We start from the raw sequence: 22,557 nt of genomic DNA, 5'->3' as shown, positions 1-22,557 counted from the left end.
CATATGGGTTTACTGCTGTGGCCCCATTTCTCGCTTTTCGCATATTCAGGATTAATAGAGGCGTTACGCATTGCATCCAGCGTCCAGAAGCGTAGCCAGAAAATACGCTTTAAACTCAGCCTGATAAGCACTTATCCCGACTTACCGGTAGTGAGCAGCTCAGGGCTCAGCGTGCGGCCCGAGGCCGCCCATGCACCGCCCGGCAACTTTGACTATATTGCGGTGATTGGTGGGGGGCTGGAGCATCTTCACCAGGGACACCGTGGCGACAGAGCGTTTCTCACGGATGCTTATCACAACAACGTTCCCCTGATAGGTATTGGTACCGGCAGCTTTATCCTGGCGGAGGAAGGCTTACTGAACGATCGCCGCGCCTCGATTCATCCTCATCACCATGACGTTTTCACGCAACGCTTTCCGCAGGTTTATGCTGAGCAAGGCCTCGATTTTATCGACGAAGGCGATGTGCTGACCTGCCCGGGCGGGATCTCAACGCTCACCCTGATAACGGCGCTTATCCGCGCCCACGGGGGAGACGACATTGCGGCCACCACCTCCCGGCGGCTGTCCCTTCCTCCGCATGACGCCGCCACGCCGCGGCCCGCGAATATCGCCATGATCCCTGATTCACGGCTGCGCAGGGCGGTGACGATCGTCGAACAGTATCTGACTCACCCACTGAACGCCGCCAGGCTCGCTCAGGACGTCAAGCTGAGCGAACGTCAGCTTAACCGCCTGTTTCACGCCGAGTTTGGCAAAACGGCGCGGGAATTTATTCGCAGCGCCAGGCTGCGCTATGCCTGCTGGCTGCTGAAAAACTCTCAGCAAAGCGTGACGGATATTGCGCGACGGATGCGGTTTAGCGACTGCGCCCATTTTATTCGTCATTTTCAGACCGAGTACGGCTGCACGCCGGGGGTATGGCGCACGTCGCAGAACTGATGCATCTATTTCGTGCTTTCTTCGTAGGGTATTACTGGCTCGCCTGGATAGACTTCCGTTAAAAGCCTAACGGAGGGAAGACGACATGAACTGGCAGCCTTTTCGCGGCGATGCACCGGAAAATATGACGATTTTCAGCGCGTCATTTCCCGACGTCAGCGACCAGTGGCCGATGAAAGACGACGCTGCCCGTGAGATCGCCTCCCTTGACCGCGCCCTGAAAGCCGAGCCAGCGCTCCGGCCTCCGAGGGTGGAATACGACGAAGGGGGGCAGGCCGTGCTTGTCCCGCAGAACCGCTATTCCGAACAGGCCTTCCGCAACCGCCCCGCGCTCACCGCGTGGCGCACCCGGCTGGTACCCTCCGCGCTGGCGCTGTTTGTGGTGCAAAACCCGCTGGAGGACCGCCTGCCCGACGGCACGAAAATGGACAGCGACAGCCGCCAGTGGTTTATCCACGCTAACGATGCGATTGGCGTACGCTCCCGCGCCCGGGTGCTGGCCGCGCTGGTGGATAAGTACATTCATAATGAGAGCGAGAACAACTGGGTCAGCCTCGCGAGCGGTGCCGCCATCCCGGTGCTGGAGGCGCTGCGTGAAGCAAAGCTCGATGGCCAGCGGGTGTATCTCACGCTGGTGGACAAAGACCCGGTGGCGCTCAGCTGGGCCGAAACTATGGCGGCGCAGGAAGGGATTGTGGTGGGCGAACAGCTGACGCTGCTCAGGCGCAACCTGCTCCATACGCTGGTGCGTAACGAGGACCTGCTGCTGGAGCTGGGCGAGCATCAGGCCGAACTGGTCGACGCGCTGGGGATTTTCGAATACTTCAACGATACCGATGCGGTGATTTTTCTCCAGCGCGCGCTGCGGCTGGTCAAGCCCGGCGGGGCGGTGATTGTGTCGAACATGCTGACCAGCAGCCCGCAAATTGACTTTGTGCTGCGGGGTATCGGCTGGGAGGATATTCACCCGAGGTCGTTACAGCAGCTGCAGGATATTCACCTCGCGGCGGGCGTGCCGGTGGAAAACGTCACCGTGGTGGTGCCGAAGGACGGGGTGTACGCGGTGATGGAGATTAGGGTTTAGCTCGATCTGTTCCCTCTCCCTGAGGGAGAGGGTTAGGGTGAGGGGGGAACAGACCGCAAAGCGTGGCTTGAAATAGTTCGGTTTTCCAATCATGATCCGCCCCATGAAAATTGAAACCGCACTCCCCACACACTTTGAACGTCTGGTCGCGATTTGGGAATCCTCCGTCCGCGCCACCCATCACTTTTTACAGGAAAGCGATATTGCGGCGCTGCGCCCGTTATTGCTCAACGCCTATCTGCCAAACCTCAAGGTCGTGAGCGCTCGCGATCACGCAGGCGTTATTCACGGCTTTTTAGGCGTGGATGAAAACCGCATTGAAATGCTGTTTGTTGACGACGCGAGCCGCGGGAAGGGCGTCGGGAAATTACTGCTGCAACACGCCATCGCAGCGTTTGGCGTAAACGAAGTGGACGTGAATGAGCAGAACCCGCAGGGCGTCGCGTTTTATCGTCATATGGGGTTTGAGCAGGTCGGACGCTCGGAACTGGACGGGCAGGGGAATCCGTTTCCGCTACTACATATGCGGTTGGGTGAATGAATATTAACTTAACGCAGAAATCATACTTTTAGATATGAAATGCAACGCGTTTTCCTGTGGGAAGTTCAATGTCGATATGAAGTTTCCCCCCCATTGCCTCAATGTAGCGCTTAAGCGTGGCAATTTTGAGTTCATTTCCACGTTGCTCTAGCTGCGTTACTGCGGGCTGACTCACCCCCATCAGATCGGCAACATTTTTTTGCGAAAGTCTCAGCTCTTCACGTAAAAGTTGCAGACCCGTCTCGAGGATCATTTCATCTGCCATCTCTTTAATACGTTGTTGGCTTTCCGGTGAACGTGACGCAATCACTTCATTTAAGGTTTTCACTTGGTTGCCTCCAGGCTTGTCAGATGGAAGGAAAATTCGGCATCTGCGATGCGAATCATTTTTTCATAAAAGGCTTTGTCGTTATTCTTATCGCCCGCGCAAAGCACAATGGCCTGACGGACAGGATCAAATGCGAAGAAAGCACGTATCGGACGTCCAGCATATTGAATATGTAATTCCTTCATATGGTTATACCGTGAGCCTTTAACCGTATCTGCATAGGGCCGTGGAAGACGTGGCCCATAGTTTTGCAGATTTAACAGGTCTGCCAGTATCTTATCCTGTAATCCTTCTGCAGCCATTGCTCGAATACCTTTCCGAACAGAACCGTCCACATGCTTTCGTCCATGATAAGCTGTAGCTTATAAATAGAATATAAGCTGTAGTTAATAAATGCAATGGCTGCTATCGACAGCCAGGCTGTTAGTGGCAAGAGTATGACAAAGAAGGGAAATCAAACTGATCGCGCAATTAAATAATTGCGAGGCACTTTCCAGCATTTTTTCTATTCATGCTGGCGAGTATTGCTTCGAGGCTATAGTGATCTATCTCTCTGAAAATTTGGCGTTTTCCTAACTAGTGAACTATCCAGGATAACCGGTTGGTTGAATGTTAATCAACTTTGCGACCAGAAAAATTTTTCATGAGATGCCCATTAATAGTTCGAACATCTTTACCTTACAGATCGGCAATGGCTGCCGGAGATTGGATTACGTCTCAAGAAAAAGAAACCAAATCTTGACCGCACAAAAAGCACGATGAATAACATCCGGTTCGAGGATGAGCTTTTGGAAAATATTGAGAAGGCTGCGGGGAAAGGAAATTTGAGTAAGTGGTTGAAAGAGGCGTGTAGGCTTAGGTTTTTGAGTGAGTAGTCATCAAAGCTTTATAGGTCGTGTTGACGATGAAATAAATGATAAGTTAGGAATATATGCTCCAAACTTATCATTGATGATGATGTTATAATTATCAATTATATCCTTAAAATGAATCAGCTATTTTTAACCGAATCTGCTTTTAAATTTTTGCGAACTTATCCGTCGTTGCATTTTTCCATTACAATTGGGACATAAATGTTGTTTCTTCCCTTCAATTTCCCATGTGTAGTATTTCTTCTTAAAGTGATTATGACAGATATCACACTGTCTGGGCTTCAATATAGCACCAATAATGACCATTAAAATTACAGCACCTATAATCCATTCCATTACACCTTCCCCTGGTGATAGTTTTGAAATGGGGGAGAGAATAACACTCAATATTTAAATTAATAAGTGATCATGTTCACATAAGGTGACTGGATTGGGCGAATCTATTTATTAATAAAGTTTTTATTAAAGCGGATGGCATTTTGGCGGAAGATCACAGGAGTCGAACCTGCCCGGGAACGCTGGCGTCCCCAACTGGATTTGAAGTCCAGCCACCTCACCGGAGATGACGATCTTCCGCGCCTCGATTGCTACATGGAGGCGGGGCGCATTATAGCTACTTTCAGGCATTTACCACATACCCAGACACACTTTTTTCACCTCTCTTTTGACCTGTACACCCCTGTTTCAGTTAATTCCTAAGAAAATCCTCATGTTAGCCCCTCGGGTTCCCAACATTTACCGCGATCACAAAAAACAAGAAACGTAATCTGCTAACCAGAAAACGCAATACCCGCTCCTGAAACAATGGTTTAAAACTCTGTAACCGGTCTCAGCGCCCCCTACAGCGTGAAGGATAAAAAAAGATGAGCGAAGTATTGTCAGTAAAAGAGAAGATTGGCTACGGCATGGGAGACGCCGCCAGCCACATCATTTTTGATAACGTCATGTTGTACATGATGTTTTTCTACACCGACATTTTCGGCATTCCCGCCGGGTTTGTCGGCACCATGTTCCTGCTGGCGCGCGCGCTGGATGCGATCTCCGACCCGTGCATGGGGCTGATTGCTGACCGCACCCGCAGCCGCTGGGGCAAGTTCCGTCCGTGGATTTTGTTTGGTGCCATCCCGTTCGGCATCGTCTGCGTGCTGGCCTACACCACGCCGGACCTCAGCCTCAACGGCAAAATGGTTTACGCTGCCGTTACCTACACCCTGCTGACCCTGCTCTATACCGTGGTCAACATTCCCTACTGCGCGCTGGGCGGCGTGATCACCAACGACCCGACGCAGCGTATCTCCCTTCAGTCCTGGCGCTTTGTGCTGGCGACGGCGGGTGGCATGCTCTCCACGGTGCTGATGATGCCGCTGGTGAACCTCATTGGCGGCGACGATAAGGCGTTCGGTTTCCAGGGCGGGATCGCCGTGCTGTCGGTAGTCGCGTTCCTGATGCTGGCGTTCTGTTTCTTCACCACCAAAGAGCGCATCCAGGTGCCGCCGAGCACTACCTCCATGCGGGAAGACCTGCGCGACATCTGGCACAACGACCAGTGGCGCATCGTCGGCGTGCTCACCATCCTCAACATCCTCGCCGTCTGCGTGCGCGGCGGCGCGATGATGTACTACTGCACCTGGATCATGGGCTCGCCGGAGGTGTTCGTCGCCTTCCTCACAACCTACTGCGTCGGCAACCTGATTGGCTCCGCGCTGGCGAAACCGCTCACCGACTGGAAGTGCAAGGTCAGCATCTTCTGGTGGACCAACGCCGCGCTGGCGGTGGTCAGCGTGGCGATGTTCTTCGTCCCGATGCACGCCACGGTGCTGATGTTCGCCTTTATCTTCGTCATCGGCGTGCTGCACCAGCTGGTGACGCCGATTCAGTGGGTGATGATGTCCGATACCGTCGACTACGGCGAATGGACCAACGGCAAGCGCCTGACCGGCATCAGCTTTGCGGGCACGCTGTTCGTGCTGAAGCTCGGCCTGGCGCTGGGCGGGGCAATGATCGGCTGGATGCTGGCAGGCGGCGGCTACGACGCGGCAGCCAAAACTCAGAACAGTGCGACCATCAGCATCATCATCGGCCTGTTTACCCTGGCCCCGGCAGTCTGCTACGTGCTGAGCGCCATTATCGCCAAACGCTACTACACGCTGAAAACCCCCTTCCTGACCAAAATCCTGGGCGAGCTGGCGCAGGGCGCGCGCCGCAATCAGCAGGAATTTGAAAACCTGCCGGTCAGCAAAGAATTACAGAACTAAGAGGACGAGAGCATGAAAATCAGTGATGGAAACTGGCTTATTCAACCGGGCCTGAACGTGACGTATCCGGTGCAGGTGTTCGACGTGGAGCAGCAGGGCAACGACCTGGTGGTGTTTGTTGCGCCGCGCGACGTGCGCGAACGCACCTGGCAGCTCGACACGTTGATGTTCACGTTGCGCCTGTTTGCCCCGCAGGAAGGGATTGTCGGGGTGCGCATCGAGCACTTCCAGGGCGCGCTGAATAACGGCCCGCACTATCCGCTGAACGTTCTGAAAGACGTGAAGTTAGAGATTGAGAACAACGCCGAGTTTGCCGAGCTGAAAAGCGGCAGCGTCAGCGTGCGCGTCACCAAAGGCGAGTTCTGGGCGCTGGATTTCCTGCGTAACGGCCAGCGTATTACCGGCAGCCAGCTGAAAAACAACGGCTACGTGCAGGACAGCAATACCGACCGCAATTACGTGTTCGAACGTCTGGATCTGGGCGTAGGGGAAACGGTCTACGGTCTGGGCGAGCGCTTTACCGCGCTGGTGCGCAACGGCCAGACGGTCGAAACCTGGAACCGCGACAGCGGCACCAGCACCGAGCAGTCCTACAAAAATATCCCGTTCTACCTGACCAACCGCGGCTACGGCGTGCTGGTGAATCATCCGGAAAACGTCTCGTTTGAAGTCGGCTCCGAGAAGGTCTCCAAAGTGCAGTTCAGCGTGGAAGGGGAATATCTCGAGTACTTCGTGATCGACGGCCCGACGCCGAAAGAGGTGCTGAACCGCTATACGCGGTTCACCGGGCGTCCGGCGCTGCCGCCTGCCTGGTCGTTCGGCCTGTGGCTGACCACCTCGTTCACCACCAACTACGACGAAGCGACGGTAAACAGCTTTATCGACGGCATGGCCGAGCGCGACCTGCCGCTGCACGTCTTCCACTTCGACTGCTTCTGGATGAAGGCCTTCCAGTGGTGCGATTTCGAGTGGGACCCGGTGACCTTCCCGGATCCGGAAGGGATGATCCGCCGCCTGAAGGAGAAAGGGCTGAAGGTCTGCGTATGGATTAACCCATACATTGGCCAGAAATCCCCGATCTTCCGGGAGCTGAAAGAGAAGGGCTACCTGCTTAAGCGCCCGGACGGCTCTCTGTGGCAGTGGGACAAATGGCAGCCGGGGCTGGCGATCTATGACTTCACCAACCCGGACGCGTGCCGGTGGTATGCCGACAGGCTGAAAGGCCTGGTGGAGATCGGCGTCGACTGCTTCAAGACCGATTTCGGCGAGCGTATCCCGACGGACGTGCAGTGGTTCGACGGGGCCGATCCGCAGAAGATGCACAACCACTACGCCTACATCTATAACGAGCTGGTGTGGAACGTGCTGAAAGAGACGGTGGGGGAGGAAGAGGCGGTGCTGTTTGCCCGCTCCGCGTCCGTGGGTGCGCAGCAGTTCCCGGTGCACTGGGGCGGCGACTGCTACGCCAACTATGAATCGATGGCCGAAAGCCTGCGCGGCGGGCTGTCGATTGGCCTGTCCGGCTTCGGGTTCTGGAGCCACGATATAGGCGGGTTCGAAAACACCGCTCCGGCGCACGTCTACAAACGCTGGTGCGCGTTCGGGCTTTTCTCCAGCCACAGCCGCCTGCACGGCAGCAAATCCTACCGCGTGCCGTGGGCGTACGATGACGAGTCCTGTGACGTGGTGCGCCACTTCACGCAGCTGAAGTGTCAGCTGATGCCGTATCTGTATCGTCAGGCGGCGCTGGCGCACGAGTTTGGCACGCCGATGCTGCGGGCGATGATGCTGGAGTTTCCGGACGATCCGGCGTGCGATTATCTTGACCGTCAGTACATGCTGGGGGATGCGGTGATGGTTGCGCCGGTGTTCTCCGAAGCGGGGGACGTGCAGTTCTATCTGCCGGAAGGCTGCTGGACGCACCTGTGGCACAACGACGAAATTCAGGGCAGCCGCTGGCATAAGCAACAGCACGATTTTATGAGCCTGCCGGTCTACGTGCGCGACAACACGTTGCTGGCGCTGGGCAACAACAACCAGAAGCCGGACTACGCGTGGAATGAGGGGACGGCCTTCCAGCTGTTTAACCTGGACGACGGGGCAACGGCGTTGAGCGAGGTGCCTGCGGCGGACGGTTCAGTGGCGTTTACGCTGAAGGCGTCACGTCGGGGCGACATCGTGACCTTTACAGGCGCGGGAGACGCACAAAACTGGTCGGTGTGCTTGCGCAACGTGCAGAAGGTGAGCGGCGTGAAGGGTGGTTCACACGCGGGCAGCGAGTGGGGTGTGGTAGTGAAAGCGGAGGGGAATGAGGTGGTGGTTCACCTTTAATTCCCCTCACCCTAACCCTCTCCCCAAAGGGGCGAGGGAAGGGTTTGCGCCCTCTCCCTTTCAGGGAGAGGGCTGGGGTGAGGGTGCGGTCGACACCACACCGCCCGTCATCGTCTGCTGCACCTGCTGTTTATCCATATTCACCGCGTTCAGCTTACCGTTCACCGTTGGCTTCAACGGTGCGCTGGCCTGCACGCTGCCGCTGGCGGTAAGCTGAATATTGCCGTCACCCGTAATCGGCAGCGCAGGCCAGCCCCACTGCTGCAGCACGTTGAGCGGCACGCCGCGACCGTTCAGGCTCACCGTGGTCTGCCGCTGCGGAAGCTGTGAAACCGTCGCCGTGGCTTCCAGAATACCTTTCTCGGTAAACGCGCTCAGGTCGGTAATGTTCACCGTGGCGGCGTTCGCATTCAGCGCCAGCGACGGACGGCGCACGTCCACCCGGTTAAAGGTTGCGGCCGCACCGTTCAATGTTGCGCTGCCGCCCCAGACGCCCCACTGGCGATCTTTCACCAGATGCAGGTTCGCGCCATAGCCGTCCAGAGAGGTGATCTGCCACGGGAAGGCGGGATCGATGTCGATCACCAGGTTGCGGCTCAGGCCGAACTTTTGCAGCGTGACGCTGTTCAGCCATTCCGGCAGAGGCTCTATCCAAAGCGTTTTCCAGTTTTCAGGCAGGGTGTATTCCAGCCCGGCGATGGCGACATCGTCCAGCACCAGCGCTTTACCGTCGCGCAGCCAGCTGCCGGAGGTGCGCACCATGCCGCCTTCCCAGCGGGAGGTGAACTGACGCAGCGCCATGCCCTGCGGGGAAAACTCCGCATTCAGGATCGGGTCGAAAAGATGCAGCGAGCCGTAGATAAACTCGCTGGCGTTCATGGACAGGCGGCCTTCCTGGCTCTGCCAGTCGCCTTTACTGAGAGTCAGGTTGCGCAGGCTTAAATCGAGATCGGTCACCGCCCAGTCCGGGCCCTGAAGCCGGGCGTCGGTCACGTCCAGACGACCAATCTGCAGAGAGGGAATAGTGGCCAGCGGCGCGAAGAACGCCATCAGCGTTTTATCGCTCTGCAGGCGAATTTCGTTCAGGCGCATCGTGTCGATAATCCAGCTCCCGTCGGCGTTGCGCAGGGCGGAGCCGGTAAGCGAGCCACGGGCCATGTCGGCGCCAATCGTTTTTAGCACCACTTCCTTACCGTTAAGCTGGCCCTCGATCAGCACGTTTGTGGCCGGTACGCCGTTCAGGGTCAGCGAGCCTGCGCTCATCTGGATCTGCGCGTTGTTCCCCAGCACGTTGCCCGCTTCCGGCTGCCACGGGCTGACGCCGCCCGTGACCTTCTGCGCGCTCAGGTCCCATTCGGTATTCGGGCTGTTAAACGCCATATTGTTCAGCTGCAGGCGATCCGCCTGGAAAGGCAGCGGTGCCGTCTGGGGGGAGAGATTCAGCGTGCCGTCGAACAGGGTGATGGTGTCCATATGCAGCGGATCGGTTATCTGGCGGCTGCTCAGGCCAATATCGACTTTTTTGGCTACCAGCGTGGCAGGTTTACCGTCCCGGCCGAAGGTGACGTTTTCCAGAATAATGTGGGAAGGCGACGAAAAGCGGTGATTCATCTTGTCGAAACTGAGTTCGTAGTCGGTATTCACCGTCACCCAACTGCTGACCTGAGACGCGCCCCAGCGGGTCTGGAGCAGAATGTAGAGCGCCAGCAGCACAATGAGCAGGGCTACCAGAAGATAGATGAGGAGCTTTCCAATAAATTTCATGGTCTTCCATCCCGCAAAACGCACATAAGGGAGTTATGCACGATTTATGCGCAATCCTCAAGGCGGGAATGGTGTAATTAGATGTCACGGCAGGCATTTATTGCCTGCCGTGAGAGAAATCAATTTTTCTCAGGCGGGAAAACGAGGTTCAGAACGATAGCGGTGATACCGCCCGCGGCAATACCGGAAGAGAGCAGGTTTTTCACCCAGTCAGGCGCAAACTGCAGGATCAGCGGCTGCTGGGAAACACCCAGACCGACGGCCAGCGACAGCGCGATGATCATGATCGCGCGGCGGTTCAGCGGCTCGCGGGAAACGATACGCACGCCGGAGGCCGCGATGGTCCCGAACATGACCAGGGTTGCGCCGCCCAGCACCGGCTCAGGAATGTGCTGCACAAAGCCGCTTACCGCCGGGAACAGGCCGAGGACGATCAGCATCAGCGCCACCACAAAACCGACGTAGCGGCTGGCAACGCCGGTCAGCTGGATCACGCCGTTGTTCTGGCCAAAGCAGGAGTTCGGGAAGGTGTTGAATACCGCAGAGACAAACGAGTTCAGTCCGTTCGCCAGCACGCCGCCTTTCAGGCGCTTCATGTACAGCGGGCCGGACACCGGCTGCTCGGAGACGTCGGAGGTGGCGGTGATATCGCCGATGGTCTCAAGAGAGGTGATCATAAAGACCAGCATCAGCGGCAGGAGCAGGCCCCAGTCAATGCCCAGTCCGTAGTACAGCGGCGTGGGAACGACGATCAGCGCGCTGTTGGTCGGCGCGGTGTTCTCCGGCAGCATGCCCAGCGCCCACGCCAGCAGGTAACCCGCCGCCATGGCGATCACCAGCGAGGCGACGCGCAGGTAAGGGTTACGCTGACGGTTAAGCAGAATAATGATCGCCAGCACGACACCCGCCAGCAGCAGGTTTTTCGGCGCGCCGAAGGTATGGTCGCTCATTGCGGCATAGCCGCCGCCGATGGAGGTGAGGCCCACCTGGATCAGCGACAGGCCGATAATCATCACGACGACGCCGGAAACCAGCGGGGTGATGACGCGGCGAGCCAGATGCAGAACGCGGGAGATGACCATCTCAGTGCAGCTGGCCAGCATCAGGGTGCCGAACAGCGCCGCCATCATGGTCGGAACATCCGCACCGCCGGTCTTCAGCGCCGTACCGCCCATGATCAGCGGTGCCACGAAGTTAAAGCTGGTGCCCTGAATCGACAATAAACCTGACCCCACCGGACCCCACGCTTTAATTTGAATAATCGAGGCCACGCCGGAGGCGAAGAGAGACATGCTGATAATGTGCTGCGTGTCCTGCGCCGGTAAGCCGAGCGCCTGGCAAATCAGCAGCGCCGGGGTGATCACCGCAACAAACATCGCCAGAAGATGCTGGCAGGCGGCGAAAAGCGTTTGCGGCAGCGGCGGGCGGTCTTCAAGGCGGTAAATCAGTTCGCTATTTTGCTTCTGCGCAATCGGTTGCGCATCAGGCGACTCTATGGTGTTAACGGACATCGGCGGCAATCCCACGGTGGAAAAGCGGGCATTTTATCTGACCACCTGGTAAAAGCAAACGATTGCCAGCAAAAAAAGGGAAGAAAATCTGCCGCTGTGAGCAGGTTTTCTACAACGCGTGAGGAAAAAAAATTACACTTTTTGCGCCGGGGGCTCATGACGAGCGCAAACCGGCCCAGGATAACGCCGCGTGTGTATGGAACACGCGCATAACAGGAGCCTTTTATGATTCATCTCGATACGTTGTCGACCCTTGTTGCCGCAACGCTGGTTCTTCTGCTTGGTCGCAAGCTGGTACACAGTGTTTCCTTTCTGAAAAAGTACACCATTCCTGAACCTGTCGCCGGCGGTCTGCTGGTGGCGCTGGCCCTGCTGATACTGAAAAAAAGCATGGGCTGGGAAATCGATTTTGATATGTCCCTGAAAGACCCGCTGATGCTGGCCTTCTTTGCCACTATCGGCCTGAACGCCAACCTGGCGAGCCTGCGCTCGGGCGGTAAGGTGCTCGGCGTATTCCTGATTGTGGTGGTGGGGCTGCTGCTGATGCAAAACGCCATTGGCATCGGCATGGCAACGCTGCTGGGGCTGGATCCGCTGATGGGTCTGCTGGCGGGGTCGATTACTCTTTCGGGCGGTCACGGAACCGGGGCCGCGTGGAGCAAGCTGTTCATCGAGCGCTACGGGTTTGAAAACGCGACGGAAGTGGCGATGGCCTGTGCGACCTTTGGCCTGGTTCTGGGTGGTCTGATTGGCGGCCCGGTGGCGCGGTATCTGGTGAAGCACTCCACCACGCCAAACGGCAGGCCGGATGATGAGCTGGTGCCGACCGCGTTCGAAAAGCCGGACGTTGGCCGCAGCATCACCTCGCTGGTGCTGATTGAAACTATCGCGATGATCGCCATCTGTCTGACCGTGGGCAAAGTGGTTGCGCAATGGCTTGCGGGTTCCGCATTTGAACTGCCGACGTTTGTCTGCGTACTGTTTATCGGGGTGATCCTGAGCAACGGTCTGGCGCTGATGGGCTTCTACCGCGTGTTTGAACGGGCGGTATCGGTGCTCGGCAACGTCTGCCTGTCGCTATTCCTGGCGATGGCGCTGATGAGCCTCAAACTGTGGGAGCTGGCCTCGCTGGCGCTGCCGATGGTGGCGATTCTGGCGGTACAGGCGCTGTTTATGGCGCTATACGCCATGTTCGTGACCTGGCGCATGATGGGCAAAAACTACGATGCGGCGGTGCTGGCGGCGGGTCACTGCGGGTTTGGTCTGGGGGCCACTCCAACGGCTATCGCCAATATGCAGGCGATCACAGAACGGTTCGGGCCATCGCACATGGCGTTTCTGGTGGTCCCGATGGTTGGCGCCTTCTTCATTGATATCGTCAACGCGCTGGTGATCAAGCTGTACCTGATGCTGCCGATGTTTGCCTGAAATCAGGCGTTGGAGTAGCGCTCGGTTTCCGGCATCCAGCGCTCAATTAACGCTGCCGCCTGTTCGGGGTAGCGTTCATGAATATGGCGGGCGAGGCGCTGAACCTCGGGGATCATGGCCTGATCGCGCAGTAAATCCGCAACTTTGAATTCCGCGTTACCCGTCTGACGCGTGCCCAGCAGTTCGCCCGGGCCGCGGATCTCCAGGTCTTTTTGCGCAATCACAAAACCGTCGTTACTGTCGCGCAGCACCTGCAGACGCATCTGGGCGGTTTTGGAAAGAGGCGCTTTGTAGAGCAGTACGCAGTGGGACGCAACCGCGCCACGGCCGACGCGCCCGCGCAGCTGGTGGAGCTGGGCAAGGCCGAGACGCTCCGGGTTTTCGATGATCATCAGGCTGGAATTGGGGACGTCCACGCCGACTTCGATCACCGTGGTGGCGATCAGCAGATGCAAATCACCCTGTTTGAACGACTGCATCACCGCCTGTTTTTCAGCGGGCTTCATGCGTCCGTGAACCAGACCCACGTTCAGCTCGGGCAGCGCCAGCTTAAGCTCTTCCCACGTTGCTTCGGCAGCCTGTGCTTCCAGCAGTTCAGACTCTTCAATCAGCGTACAGACCCAGTAGGCCTGACGCCCTTCCTGGGTGCAGGCGTTGCGCACGCGGTCGATGATATCGCTGCGGCGCGTGTCAGGAATCGCGACCGTTGTGACCGGCGTACGGCCCGGCGGCAGTTCGTCGATGGTGGAGGTATCCAGATCGGCGTAGGCGGTCATCGCCAGGGTGCGCGGAATCGGCGTGGCGGTCATGATCAGCTGATGCGGGTGGAAACCCTGCTGCAGGCCTTTCTCCCATAATGCCAGACGCTGATGTACGCCGAAGCGGTGCTGCTCGTCGATTATCACCAGCGCAAGACCGTTAAACTGCACCTGCTCCTGGAAGATGGCGTGCGTGCCGACAATCATCTGCACCTGCCCGCTGGCAATAGCCTCCTGTTGCGCAAGGCGAGCTTTGCCTTTTTGCTTCCCGGCAAGCCAGCCCACTTCAATCCCCAGTGGCGCAAACCAGGCGCGGAAATTATTGGCGTGCTGTTCAGCCAGCAGCTCGGTCGGCGCCATGAGCGCCACCTGTTTACCGTTAGCAATCGCGCGCAGGGCCGCCAGGGCGGCAACCAGCGTTTTACCGGAGCCCACATCGCCCTGCACCAGGCGCATCATCGGCACGTCGAGCGCCATATCGCGTTCGATTTCGGCGGTGACGCGCGCCTGCGCGCCGGTGGGTTTAAACGGCAGAGAGGCCAGCAGCTTATCTTTGAGCGCATCATTCTGGCTTAACGGCTGAGCGTGGAAACGCTGCGCGCCCGCGCGAAGCGCCAGCATGCTCAGGTTATGTGCCAGTAATTCCTCAAGGATAAGACGCCGTTGTGCGGGGTGTTTGCCGCTTTCTAAATCGCTGAGCTGCAGCGTTGGCGGCGGGCGGTGCAGGGTTCGCAGCGCCTCGGGCAGGCTCATCATGCCCTGCGCCAGCTCGGGCGGCAGCAGCTCGGTAATGGCGCAGGTATCCAGCAGCTCCAGCGCCTGATCGGTGAGCTTACGCAGCGTGGCCTGCTTGATGCCTTCGGTCGTTGGGTAAACCGGCGTGAGCGTCTCCTGCATTTCCGGCGTGCTGAGATCGCCCTGCACGCGGTACTCCGGGTGGATCATCTCTGCGCCGTACTTCCCGCGTTTGGCTTCGCCATAGGCCAGCACCCTGCGGCCCGTCGCCAGGCTGTTTTTCATCGCCGCGCTGAAGTTGAAAAAACGCATGGTGAGAATGCCGGTGCCGTCGCTGATCTGGCAGGTCATCATTCGGCGTCCGCCGAAGGTGATGTTGCAGTTCAGGACTTCGCCTTCAACGGTGGCGTAAATGGCGGGAAGGAGATCGCCAATTTTGTAGAGCTGGGTGCGGTCTTCGTAACGCAGGGGGAGGTGAAGCAGGAGATCCTGAACGGTGTGCAGGCCAATTTTTGCCAGCTTATTGCTTTGCGCCGCGCCCACGCCCGTCAGGCTGTTAAGCGGGATGGCATCCAGCAGGCGGCCTTTCATCGCTTACCCGGCGTACTGCATGGTGGCCCACCACTCGGCATCGGCTTCAATTTCGCCCTGCGCGTTGACGTGGGGGTAAGGCAATTTTTTCTGCTTCGCAACGCGAGCCAGCACCGGATAACCACCTTCAAACAGCAGGCGCTGCTGTTCCTCTTCCGGCAGCATGCTGTTGCTGCGCTCGTACATCCCGGCGTTCTGACGCTGGCGCTGCGCTTCATACAGAATGAGTGCGGACGCCACGGAGACGTTCAAAGACTGAACCATGCCGATCATCGGAATGATGATGTCCCGATCCGCCAGATCCAGCGCTTCCTGGGTGATCCCGGTTTTCTCCTGACCCATCAAAATGCAGGTTGGGCGGGTGTAGTCGATCTCGCGGAAATCTACGGCTTTAGCGGACAGGTTAGTGGCCAGGATCTGCATCCCGCGCCCTTTCAGGTGCGATACGGCTTCGCCAATGGTGTGATGATTTTTGACAGACACCCAGCTGTTGCTGCCTGCCGCCGCCGAGACCGTATTGCGCATACGGCCGTCCGGCCAGACGGCGTGCACTTCATGCACACCGACGGCATCTGCAGTACGAACGATAGCAGAGACGTTATGAGGCTTATGCACCTGCTCCATGCAGACCGTCAGGTCAGGCTGACGCCTGGCGAGCATTTCGCAGATACGTGCATAACGTTGTGAATTCATAAACCTAGTTTCGGTTTCGGGTGACTTTAATCACGTCCGGCATGACGCGGATCTTGCGCATAATATTCGCCAGATGCACGCGGTCGCGGGCGGTCAGACGAATAAAGGCGCTGTACACGCGGCCATCTTTTTCTTCCGTATTCAGGCTCTGAATGTTGGAAGAAGCCGTGTTGATCGCTGCCGTCAGGTTCGCCAGGGCACCCTGGTGGTTGAACATATCCACCTTAATTTCGGTGATAAATTCCTGCGCGGTCTCTTTATCCCACTCGACAGCCATAAATTTCTCGGCTTCTTTCTGGTAGCCGCGAATGTTACGACAGGACTCGTGGTGGATAACCAGCCCTTTGCCCGGGCTGACGTGCGCAATAATCGGGTCGCCAGGAATTGGACGACAGCATTTTGCGAAGGTGATCAGCACGCCATCCGCGCCTTTAATCGGCAGATGTCCGTGGCTTTGCGTGGTTGCAGGCACCGCTGTCGTGTCGCCTTGCTGCAGGTTCTTCGCCACCACCACGCTCATGGCGTTGCCGAGGCCAATCTCTGCCAGCAGGTCGTCAAGCGACGCGAGCTTCATGCGCTCCAGCTCACGCTGGACGTTCTCCTGCGGAATTTCAGCCAGCTTACGGCTGCCGCCCAACGCGTGGTTGAGCAGACGACGCCCCAGGCTGACGGAATCATCACGCTTGAGGTTTTTCAGCAGCTGGCGAATTTTGGCGCGTGCTTTGGAGCTCACGACAAAGTTCAGCCAGGCCGCGTTCGGACGTGCGCCCGGCGCGGTAATAATTTCTACCGTCTGGCCGCTGGAGAGCGGCTGAGACAGCGGATAAGGCTGTCTGTCGACACGCGCGCCGACGCAGGCATGCCCGATATCGGTATGCACGGCGTAGGCGAAGTCGACCGGCGTGGCGCCCGCAGGCAGTTCGACAATGCGACCTTCTGGGGTGAAAACGTAAATCTCATCCGGGAAGAGATCGGATTTAACGCTCTCGATAAATTCAAACGAGCTACCCGCACTCTGCTGAAGCTCCAGCAGGCTCTGCATCCAGCGCTGGGCGCGGATTTGTGCGGTCGTGCTGCTTTCGCCACCGTGCTCTTTATACGCCCAGTGTGCGGCAACACCCATCTCTGCCATCTGGTCCATGTCTTCGGTGCGAATTTGCACCTCAACAGGCACGCCGTGTGGCCCGATCATCGAGGTGTGCAAAGATTGATAGCCGTTCGCTTTTGGAATGGCGATGTAATCTTTCATGCGGCCCGGACGCGGTTTGTAGAGGCTGTGCATCTGCCCAAGCACGCGATAGCAGGTGTCCGAGTCGTGGACAATCACGCGGAAAGCGTAGATATCCATGATCGAGTGAAAACGCTGCTCCTTGAGCACCATTTTGCAGTAGATGGAGTACAAATGTTTTTCGCGACCGCTGACGCGGCACGGAATTCCCGCTTCCTGTAAGCGCCCTTCAATTTCCGAGAGGATTTTTTGAATCATCTCTTTACGATTACCGCGTGCGGCTTTCACCACCTCTTTAATCACGCGATAGCGGTTCGGGTACAACGCTTCAAAACCCAGCTCTTCCAGCTCGGTTTTAATGTGGTGAATACCTAAACGGTGCGCCAGCGGACTGTAGATTTCGAGGGTTTCACGGGCAATGCGGCGACGTTTATCCGGGCGAAGTGAGCCCAGCGTGCGCATATTGTGGGTACGGTCAGCGAGTTTGATGAGAATGACGCGGATATCCTGCACCATCGCCATAATCATCTTGCGGAAGTTTTCGGCTTGCGCCTCTTTCTTGTCGCGGAAATTCAGCTTATCAAGCTTAGAGACCCCTTCCACCAGTTCGGCAACGCTTTTGCCAAACAGCTGTTCCATGTCCTGATAGGTGGCAGGGGTATCTTCGATCACGTCATGCAGCAGAGCGGCCATCAGCGTTTCGTAGTCGAGTTTCATCTCGGCCAGAATACAGGCCACCGCTACCGGGTGCGTGATATAGGGTTCACCGCTTGAACGTGTCTGGCCCTCGTGAGCGTCACGTGCAACGAGATACGCCTGCTGAAGACGCTTAATCTGGTCTTCAGGCAGGTAGGTTTGAATCAGTTGATTCAGGCTTTCAAACAGATACAAGGGCGACCCGCAGGTTTAATTAACGACGACCTTCAGCAATAGCGGTTACGGCCTGCAGTTCTGCGGCTTCCTGCTCTTGCTGCTCCTGGCGCTCACGCACGTCGAGGATCTGGTTGTTGATCAGACCTTCTTCGATTTCGCGAAGTGCAATAACGGTGGTTTTATCGTTTTCTTCCGGTACCAGCGGATCTTTACCGCCTACCTGCATCTGACGAGCGCGACGCGCGGCGACCAGCACCAGGTCAAAACGGTTACCAATTTTCTCTACAGCGTCCTGAACAGTTACGCGTGCCATACTTAAAATGCTCCACAGGTGAAGAAATGACTGGGCATGATACTGAAAGTGGGTTCAGTCTGCCAACAGTTTGGTGATTAATGCGTCATGTCGCTGCTTCTGGCGGCTCATACGCAGACGTTCTGCACGAAGAATGGTTTTGAGATCGCTCAATGCGGCATCAAAATCATCATTCACAATAAGGTAATCATATTCCGCGTAATGGCTCATTTCTGCAACAGCCTGTTCCATACGCTTTGCGATCACTTCTTCGCTGTCCTGACCGCGGCCACGCAGGCGGCGATCCAGCTCATCTTTCGATGGCGGTAAAATAAAGATACTGCGCGAGTCAGGCATTTTCTTGCGAATTTGCTGTGCGCCCTGCCAGTCGATATCCAGGAACACATTCACGCCCGTGGCCAGAACCTGCTCAATGGTTTCACGCGAGGTACCGTAGTAATTACCAAATACTTCAGCGTGTTCAAGAAACGCGTCTCTGCCGATCATCGCTCTGAATTCGTCGTGATCCACAAAGAAATAGTGTTCACCGTGCACTTCACCCGGACGCGGCGCTCGCGTGGTGTGAGAAACAGAAACCTGTGTGTCGTACAACGGTTGGGTTTTTAACAGTGCCTGAATAAGGCTGGATTTACCCGCGCCACTAGGGGCAGAAACAATATAAAGCGTGCCTTGAGCCATGAGAGTCTTTTGTATGTGTTAACGAAGAAGTCCTACATACGGGCTTATTATACACGTCACCGCCGTGTGACGTAGCCTTTGTCACACTTTTTCCCCTGGATTATTGAATTTTGCGTGCCGTTTTCAGGTTTTATCTGTGGTTTTCAGCAACCAAAAGAAACACCGGATAGCGTCTCGCATTGTGAAACGTTGCTGTTAGCGTTGTTTCAGGCATCCGGGTATACCTCCTGCAATTAAAAGGAGGGGTAGCGATGTGGCGATGGATAAGCGGGTTAATGCTGTTGTGGTGTGGCTATGGCGCGGCGGTGTGTCCGGTGTGGTCGCAGGCAAAAGCAGAAAAAGAGATGGCGTCGTTAAGCGCGCAAATCAAACGCTGGGATGAGGCCTACTGGAAGCAGGGCATAAGCGAGATCAACGACGAGGTTTACGACCAGCTTCACGGGCGGTTAACGCAGTGGCAGCGCTGTTTTGGCAGTGAGCCTTCAGAAGAGAAACTCCCGGCGCTGACGGGAAGCGTAAAACATCCTGTTGCCCACACGGGCGTGCATAAAGTGGCCAGCAAAGAGGAGTTGAGACAGTGGATGCGTGTCCGACAGCATCTGTGGCTGCAGCCCAAAGTTGACGGTGTTGCGGTAACGCTGGTCTATCGCAACGGAAAGTTAACTCAGGCTATTAGTCGCGGTGATGGCCTCACAGGGGAAGACTGGACCGGGAAGGTACGTTTCATCCCGTCGGTTCCGCAAAAGCTCACCGGCGCGCTGGCGAATAGCGTCTTACAGGGCGAGCTTTTCTGGTTACGCGACAACCACATTCAGAACCAGATGGGCGGAATGAACGCTCGCGCAAAGGTGGCGGGGGCGATGATGCGGCAAAAGGATAACGCGCTATTGAGCAAGATCGGTGTATTCATCTGGGCCTGGCCGGACGGACCGAAAGATATGCGTACCTCTTTAGCTGAACTGTCTCAGGCCGGTTTTACGCTGTCGGCACGGTACACGCTACCCGCCGAATCTGTCGATGCCGTCGAGAAACAGCGCGCGGCCTGGCACGTGACCGCATTACCCTTTGCCACGGATGGCATTGTGGTGCGTTCGGAGGATGAACCTGCGGGCGAAGAGTGGTTACCGGGAGAAGGCAGCTGGGTTGTCGCGTGGAAATATCCTCCCGCAGCCCAGGTCGCAGAGGTGAGAGACATTCATTTTTCCGTAGGGAGAACGGGTAAAATTTCCGTTGTAGCAGCGTTGGAACCCGTGCAACTGGATGATAAACAGGTGCAGCGGGTGAGTCTGGGCTCGGTTGGGCGCTGGCAGAATCTGGATATTGCTCCAGGGGATCAGATACAGGTCAGTCTGGCCGGGCAGGGTATCCCCCGGTTTGATAAGGTGCTCTGGCGCGGGACTGACAGGCATAAACCAGAGCCTCCGGCCTCGCGCTATCATGCTCTTAGCTGTTTCTATGCTTCGCCGGAGTGTATGGAGCAGTTCTTTGCCCGGCTGACCTGGCTCAGTTCAAAGCAGGTATTTGATATTGAAGGAGTAGGCAAGTCAGGCTGGCGGACCCTCTGGCAGGCGCATCATTTTGAACATCTCTTTTCATGGCTGTTATTAACGCAGGCGCAGCTGCAGGCTACACCGGGGTTTTCCTCAGCACGCGGGCTGGCGCTCTGGCATCGATTTAATCTGGTGCGTGAGAAGCCGTTTATCCGCTGGCTCATGGCAATGGGTGTGCCAATGACGCAGGCTTCGCTAAAGGCGATGGGAGACATATCGTGGCAGGAGATGAGCGGGCGCAACGCAAAGGACTGGCAGGCCCTGCCGGGAACGGGCGAGGAGAAGGCAAGGCAAATCGTTAACTGGATTCACGCGCCTCAGATTGATGTGCTGGCGAAATGGCTCGCTGAACAGCACATCAACGGGTTTTGAAGCTAGTGCGCGCTGTGTTTGTAATGAAAAACGGGCAGCCCGAGCTTCAGACGCAGCGCCAGCATGCGGGCCGTAAAGCCAAACAGCAGCGTCGAGATGACTACCACGTCATGGTTCGAAACGTAATGCTGCAGCGCGATATAAAGCACCGCTGCCGCAAAGGAGATGCCGGCATACAGCTCTTTTTGAAAGACCAGGGGGATGCGTTTGCAGAACATATCGCGCAGCACACCGCCGAATACGCCTGTGACCACGGCGGCGATGGTGGCGATAACCGGTCCTTCCCCCATATCGAGCGCGATTTGCGCGCCGATGATCGAAAAGACAATCAGCCCCAGCGCATCAAGCACCAGGAACAGGCGTCGAAGATGGGGCATAACGGGCGCCACAATGGTGGTTAACACGGCGGCCGTCGCCACAATAATCACGTACTCAGGGTGTTTAACCCAGCCGAGCGGGTAATGGCCAAGCAGGATATCGCGCACGGAACCGCCACCCAGTGCGGTCGCCGTAGCAATAATGATCACGCCGAAGGTGTCCATACGGCGACGTCCGGCGGCAAGCGCGCCGGTCATGGCTTCTGCGGTGATGCCAATGAGATAAAGGATGTGAAGCAGCATATACCCTCCGGTGTGAACGCGGGGGAGGTTAGCGATTTGTGCGCAAGATCACGATTGAGATTTTCTAAGGCGAGTCAGTTTGCCCTATAAATTTTTATCAAGTTCTATAGAGGAAGCTTGATGAAAGGCGGTAAACCGACAAATTTGGCGTTAAGATGGATTAGAAATAGTAATGGGTGGTGCTGTCGACACCACCCGAAAGGCATTACTCGATATTCTGGATCTGCTCGCGCATCTGCTCAATCAGCACTTTCAGCTCAATCGCTGAATTCGTCACTTCTGCATTGATCGACTTAGACGCCAGGGTGTTCGACTCGCGGTTGAACTCCTGCATCATAAAGTCCAGACGGCGGCCCACAGCTTCTTTCTTCTTCAGAATGTTGTAGGTTTCTTTAACGTGCGCTTCCAGACGGTCCAGCTCTTCAGCGACATCAATACGCTGCGCCATCAGCACCAGCTCTTGTTCCAGACGGGTGTTTTCCAGCTGAACTTCCGCTTCTTCCAGTTTGGCGACAAGACGCTCGCGCTGCCATTGCAGTACTTCTGGCATATGGGTGCGGACTTTGGCAACTTCGGTGCTCACGCCTTCAAGGCGCTGCTCAATCATCGCTTTCAGCGCCTGACCTTCGGTTTCGCGGGCAACGATAAAGTCGTCCAGCGTGCCGTCGAGGGCTGCCAGGATTTCAGCGGCAATGGCGTCCAGATCCTGCTCACCGGCCGCCATGACGCCAGGCCAGCGCAGAATATCAACCGGGTTGATTTCGCCTTCATCGCTCTGCATTTTGACCCAGTTCGCTGCATTCACGAGCTGTTTCGCCAGTTTTTCGTTGAGGATGAGCTCGCCCTGTGCGCTGGCATCGGGCTCAAAGCGCAGGTTACATTCCACTTTTCCGCGCGTCAGACGCGTACGGATACGTTCACGTACGACAGGCTCAAGGCTGCGGAACTGCTCCGGCATACGGAAATACGTTTCCAGGTAACGCTGGTTTACCGAGCGCATTTCCCATGTGGCGCTACCCCAGCTACCCTTGATTTCGCGCCGGGCGTAGGCGGTCATACTGCGGATCATAGACATTCCCGTTTTTAAAGG

General features: G+C 56.7%; 17 protein-coding genes, 1 tRNA gene and 1 pseudogene. 7 read left to right on the top strand and 12 right to left on the bottom strand.

Going from position 1 to position 22,557, the window contains the following annotated elements:
- Positions 1-3 precede the first annotated feature (3 nt).
- From BJ885_RS19350 to BJ885_RS19340, 3 genes are all read left to right on the top strand, one after another.
- A complete protein-coding gene (locus BJ885_RS19350) occupies positions 4-942 on the top strand; it encodes a GlxA family transcriptional regulator (RefSeq protein WP_121932587.1) in 939 nt (312 codons plus the stop codon).
- 85 nt (positions 943-1,027) lie between these two features.
- Complete coding sequence (locus BJ885_RS19345) at positions 1,028-2,026, top strand: class I SAM-dependent methyltransferase (RefSeq protein ID WP_121932588.1); 999 nt, start codon at positions 1,028-1,030, stop codon at positions 2,024-2,026.
- Between the two features lie 103 nt (positions 2,027-2,129).
- Positions 2,130-2,567, top strand: a complete 438-nt coding sequence (locus BJ885_RS19340; RefSeq protein WP_121932589.1) for an acetyltransferase — start codon at positions 2,130-2,132, stop codon at positions 2,565-2,567.
- A gap of 28 nt (positions 2,568-2,595) precedes the next feature.
- On the opposite strand, the gene BJ885_RS19335 is transcribed toward BJ885_RS19340, so the two are convergent.
- The 3 genes and pseudogenes from BJ885_RS19335 to BJ885_RS19320 form a co-directional block, all read right to left on the bottom strand.
- A complete protein-coding gene (locus tag BJ885_RS19335; protein WP_023309874.1) occupies positions 2,596-2,895 on the bottom strand; it encodes a helix-turn-helix domain-containing protein in 300 nt (99 codons plus the stop codon).
- Positions 2,892-3,232: pseudogene (locus BJ885_RS19330) on the bottom strand (type II toxin-antitoxin system RelE/ParE family toxin). Before BJ885_RS19330 ends, BJ885_RS19335 begins: the two are co-directional and overlap by 4 nt.
- 1,015 nt (positions 3,233-4,247) lie before the next feature.
- Positions 4,248-4,342 (bottom strand) — tRNA-Sec (locus BJ885_RS19320).
- Between the two features lie 288 nt (positions 4,343-4,630).
- On the opposite strand from BJ885_RS19320, the gene BJ885_RS19315 reads away from it, so the two are divergent.
- Together BJ885_RS19315 and yicI are read left to right on the top strand one after the other, a co-directional pair.
- Complete coding sequence (locus BJ885_RS19315) at positions 4,631-6,022, top strand: glycoside-pentoside-hexuronide family transporter (protein ID WP_059310318.1); 1,392 nt, start codon at positions 4,631-4,633, stop codon at positions 6,020-6,022.
- Positions 6,023-6,034: 12 nt separating this feature from the next.
- Positions 6,035-8,353: an alpha-xylosidase gene (gene yicI / locus BJ885_RS19310; protein WP_121932590.1), complete on the top strand. Its 2,319-nt coding sequence runs from the start codon at positions 6,035-6,037 to the stop codon at positions 8,351-8,353.
- 60 nt (positions 8,354-8,413) lie between these two features.
- On the opposite strand, the gene BJ885_RS19305 is transcribed toward yicI, so the two are convergent.
- Positions 8,414-10,117: an AsmA family protein gene (locus BJ885_RS19305; protein WP_121932591.1), complete on the bottom strand. Its 1,704-nt coding sequence runs from the start codon at positions 10,115-10,117 to the stop codon at positions 8,414-8,416.
- Positions 10,118-10,236: 119 nt separating this feature from the next.
- Positions 10,237-11,628 (bottom strand): xanthine/proton symporter XanP, encoded by a 1,392-nt coding sequence (xanP, locus tag BJ885_RS19300; protein WP_023309879.1) that lies wholly within the window; start codon positions 11,626-11,628, stop codon positions 10,237-10,239.
- A gap of 225 nt (positions 11,629-11,853) precedes the next feature.
- Between xanP and gltS the strand changes: the two genes are divergently transcribed.
- Positions 11,854-13,056, top strand: coding sequence for a sodium/glutamate symporter (gene gltS, locus BJ885_RS19295; RefSeq protein WP_121932592.1), 1,203 nt, complete (start codon positions 11,854-11,856; stop codon positions 13,054-13,056).
- A 2-nt stretch (positions 13,057-13,058) separates the two neighbouring features.
- Here gltS and recG read toward each other — a convergent pair whose 3' ends face one another.
- Genes recG through gmk form a run of 5 tightly spaced genes read right to left on the bottom strand, consistent with a single transcriptional unit; the run spans position 13,059 to position 18,925 of the window.
- Positions 13,059-15,140, bottom strand: a complete 2,082-nt coding sequence (gene recG / locus BJ885_RS19290) for an ATP-dependent DNA helicase RecG (RefSeq protein ID WP_121932593.1) — start codon at positions 15,138-15,140, stop codon at positions 13,059-13,061.
- A gap of 3 nt (positions 15,141-15,143) precedes the next feature.
- Positions 15,144-15,833: a tRNA (guanosine(18)-2'-O)-methyltransferase TrmH gene (gene trmH / locus BJ885_RS19285; protein WP_024906644.1), complete on the bottom strand. Its 690-nt coding sequence runs from the start codon at positions 15,831-15,833 to the stop codon at positions 15,144-15,146.
- Positions 15,834-15,837: 4 nt separating this feature from the next.
- Complete coding sequence (gene spoT / locus BJ885_RS19280) at positions 15,838-17,952, bottom strand: bifunctional GTP diphosphokinase/guanosine-3',5'-bis pyrophosphate 3'-pyrophosphohydrolase (protein WP_023309883.1); 2,115 nt, start codon at positions 17,950-17,952, stop codon at positions 15,838-15,840.
- A 19-nt stretch (positions 17,953-17,971) separates the two neighbouring features.
- Positions 17,972-18,247: a DNA-directed RNA polymerase subunit omega gene (rpoZ, locus tag BJ885_RS19275; RefSeq protein WP_000135058.1), complete on the bottom strand. Its 276-nt coding sequence runs from the start codon at positions 18,245-18,247 to the stop codon at positions 17,972-17,974.
- A gap of 54 nt (positions 18,248-18,301) precedes the next feature.
- Complete coding sequence (gene gmk, locus BJ885_RS19270; protein ID WP_010426438.1) at positions 18,302-18,925, bottom strand: guanylate kinase; 624 nt, start codon at positions 18,923-18,925, stop codon at positions 18,302-18,304.
- A gap of 251 nt (positions 18,926-19,176) precedes the next feature.
- Here gmk and ligB point away from each other — a divergent pair, with 251 nt between their 5' ends.
- The gene (gene ligB, locus BJ885_RS19265) at positions 19,177-20,847 is read left to right on the top strand and encodes an NAD-dependent DNA ligase LigB (RefSeq protein WP_121932594.1); all 1,671 of its coding nucleotides are present in this window, start codon (positions 19,177-19,179) and stop codon (positions 20,845-20,847) included.
- Between the two features lie 2 nt (positions 20,848-20,849).
- Here ligB and BJ885_RS19260 read toward each other — a convergent pair whose 3' ends face one another.
- Positions 20,850-21,467 carry a trimeric intracellular cation channel family protein gene (locus BJ885_RS19260; RefSeq protein WP_023334014.1) on the bottom strand — a complete coding sequence of 206 codons (618 nt, stop codon included), beginning with the start codon at positions 21,465-21,467 and terminating at the stop codon, positions 20,850-20,852.
- Between the two features lie 205 nt (positions 21,468-21,672).
- Positions 21,673-22,536, bottom strand: a complete 864-nt coding sequence (locus BJ885_RS19255; RefSeq protein ID WP_023309886.1) for a YicC/YloC family endoribonuclease — start codon at positions 22,534-22,536, stop codon at positions 21,673-21,675.
- Between the last annotated feature and the right edge of the window lie 21 nt (positions 22,537-22,557).

Source organism: Enterobacter sp. WP_7_1 (genome assembly GCF_003688535.1).
GTDB classification, from domain to species: domain Bacteria; phylum Pseudomonadota; class Gammaproteobacteria; order Enterobacterales; family Enterobacteriaceae; genus Enterobacter; species Enterobacter asburiae.
Note: the sequence above shows the minus strand (reverse complement) of the source record. Positions and strands in the feature narration are given on the sequence as shown.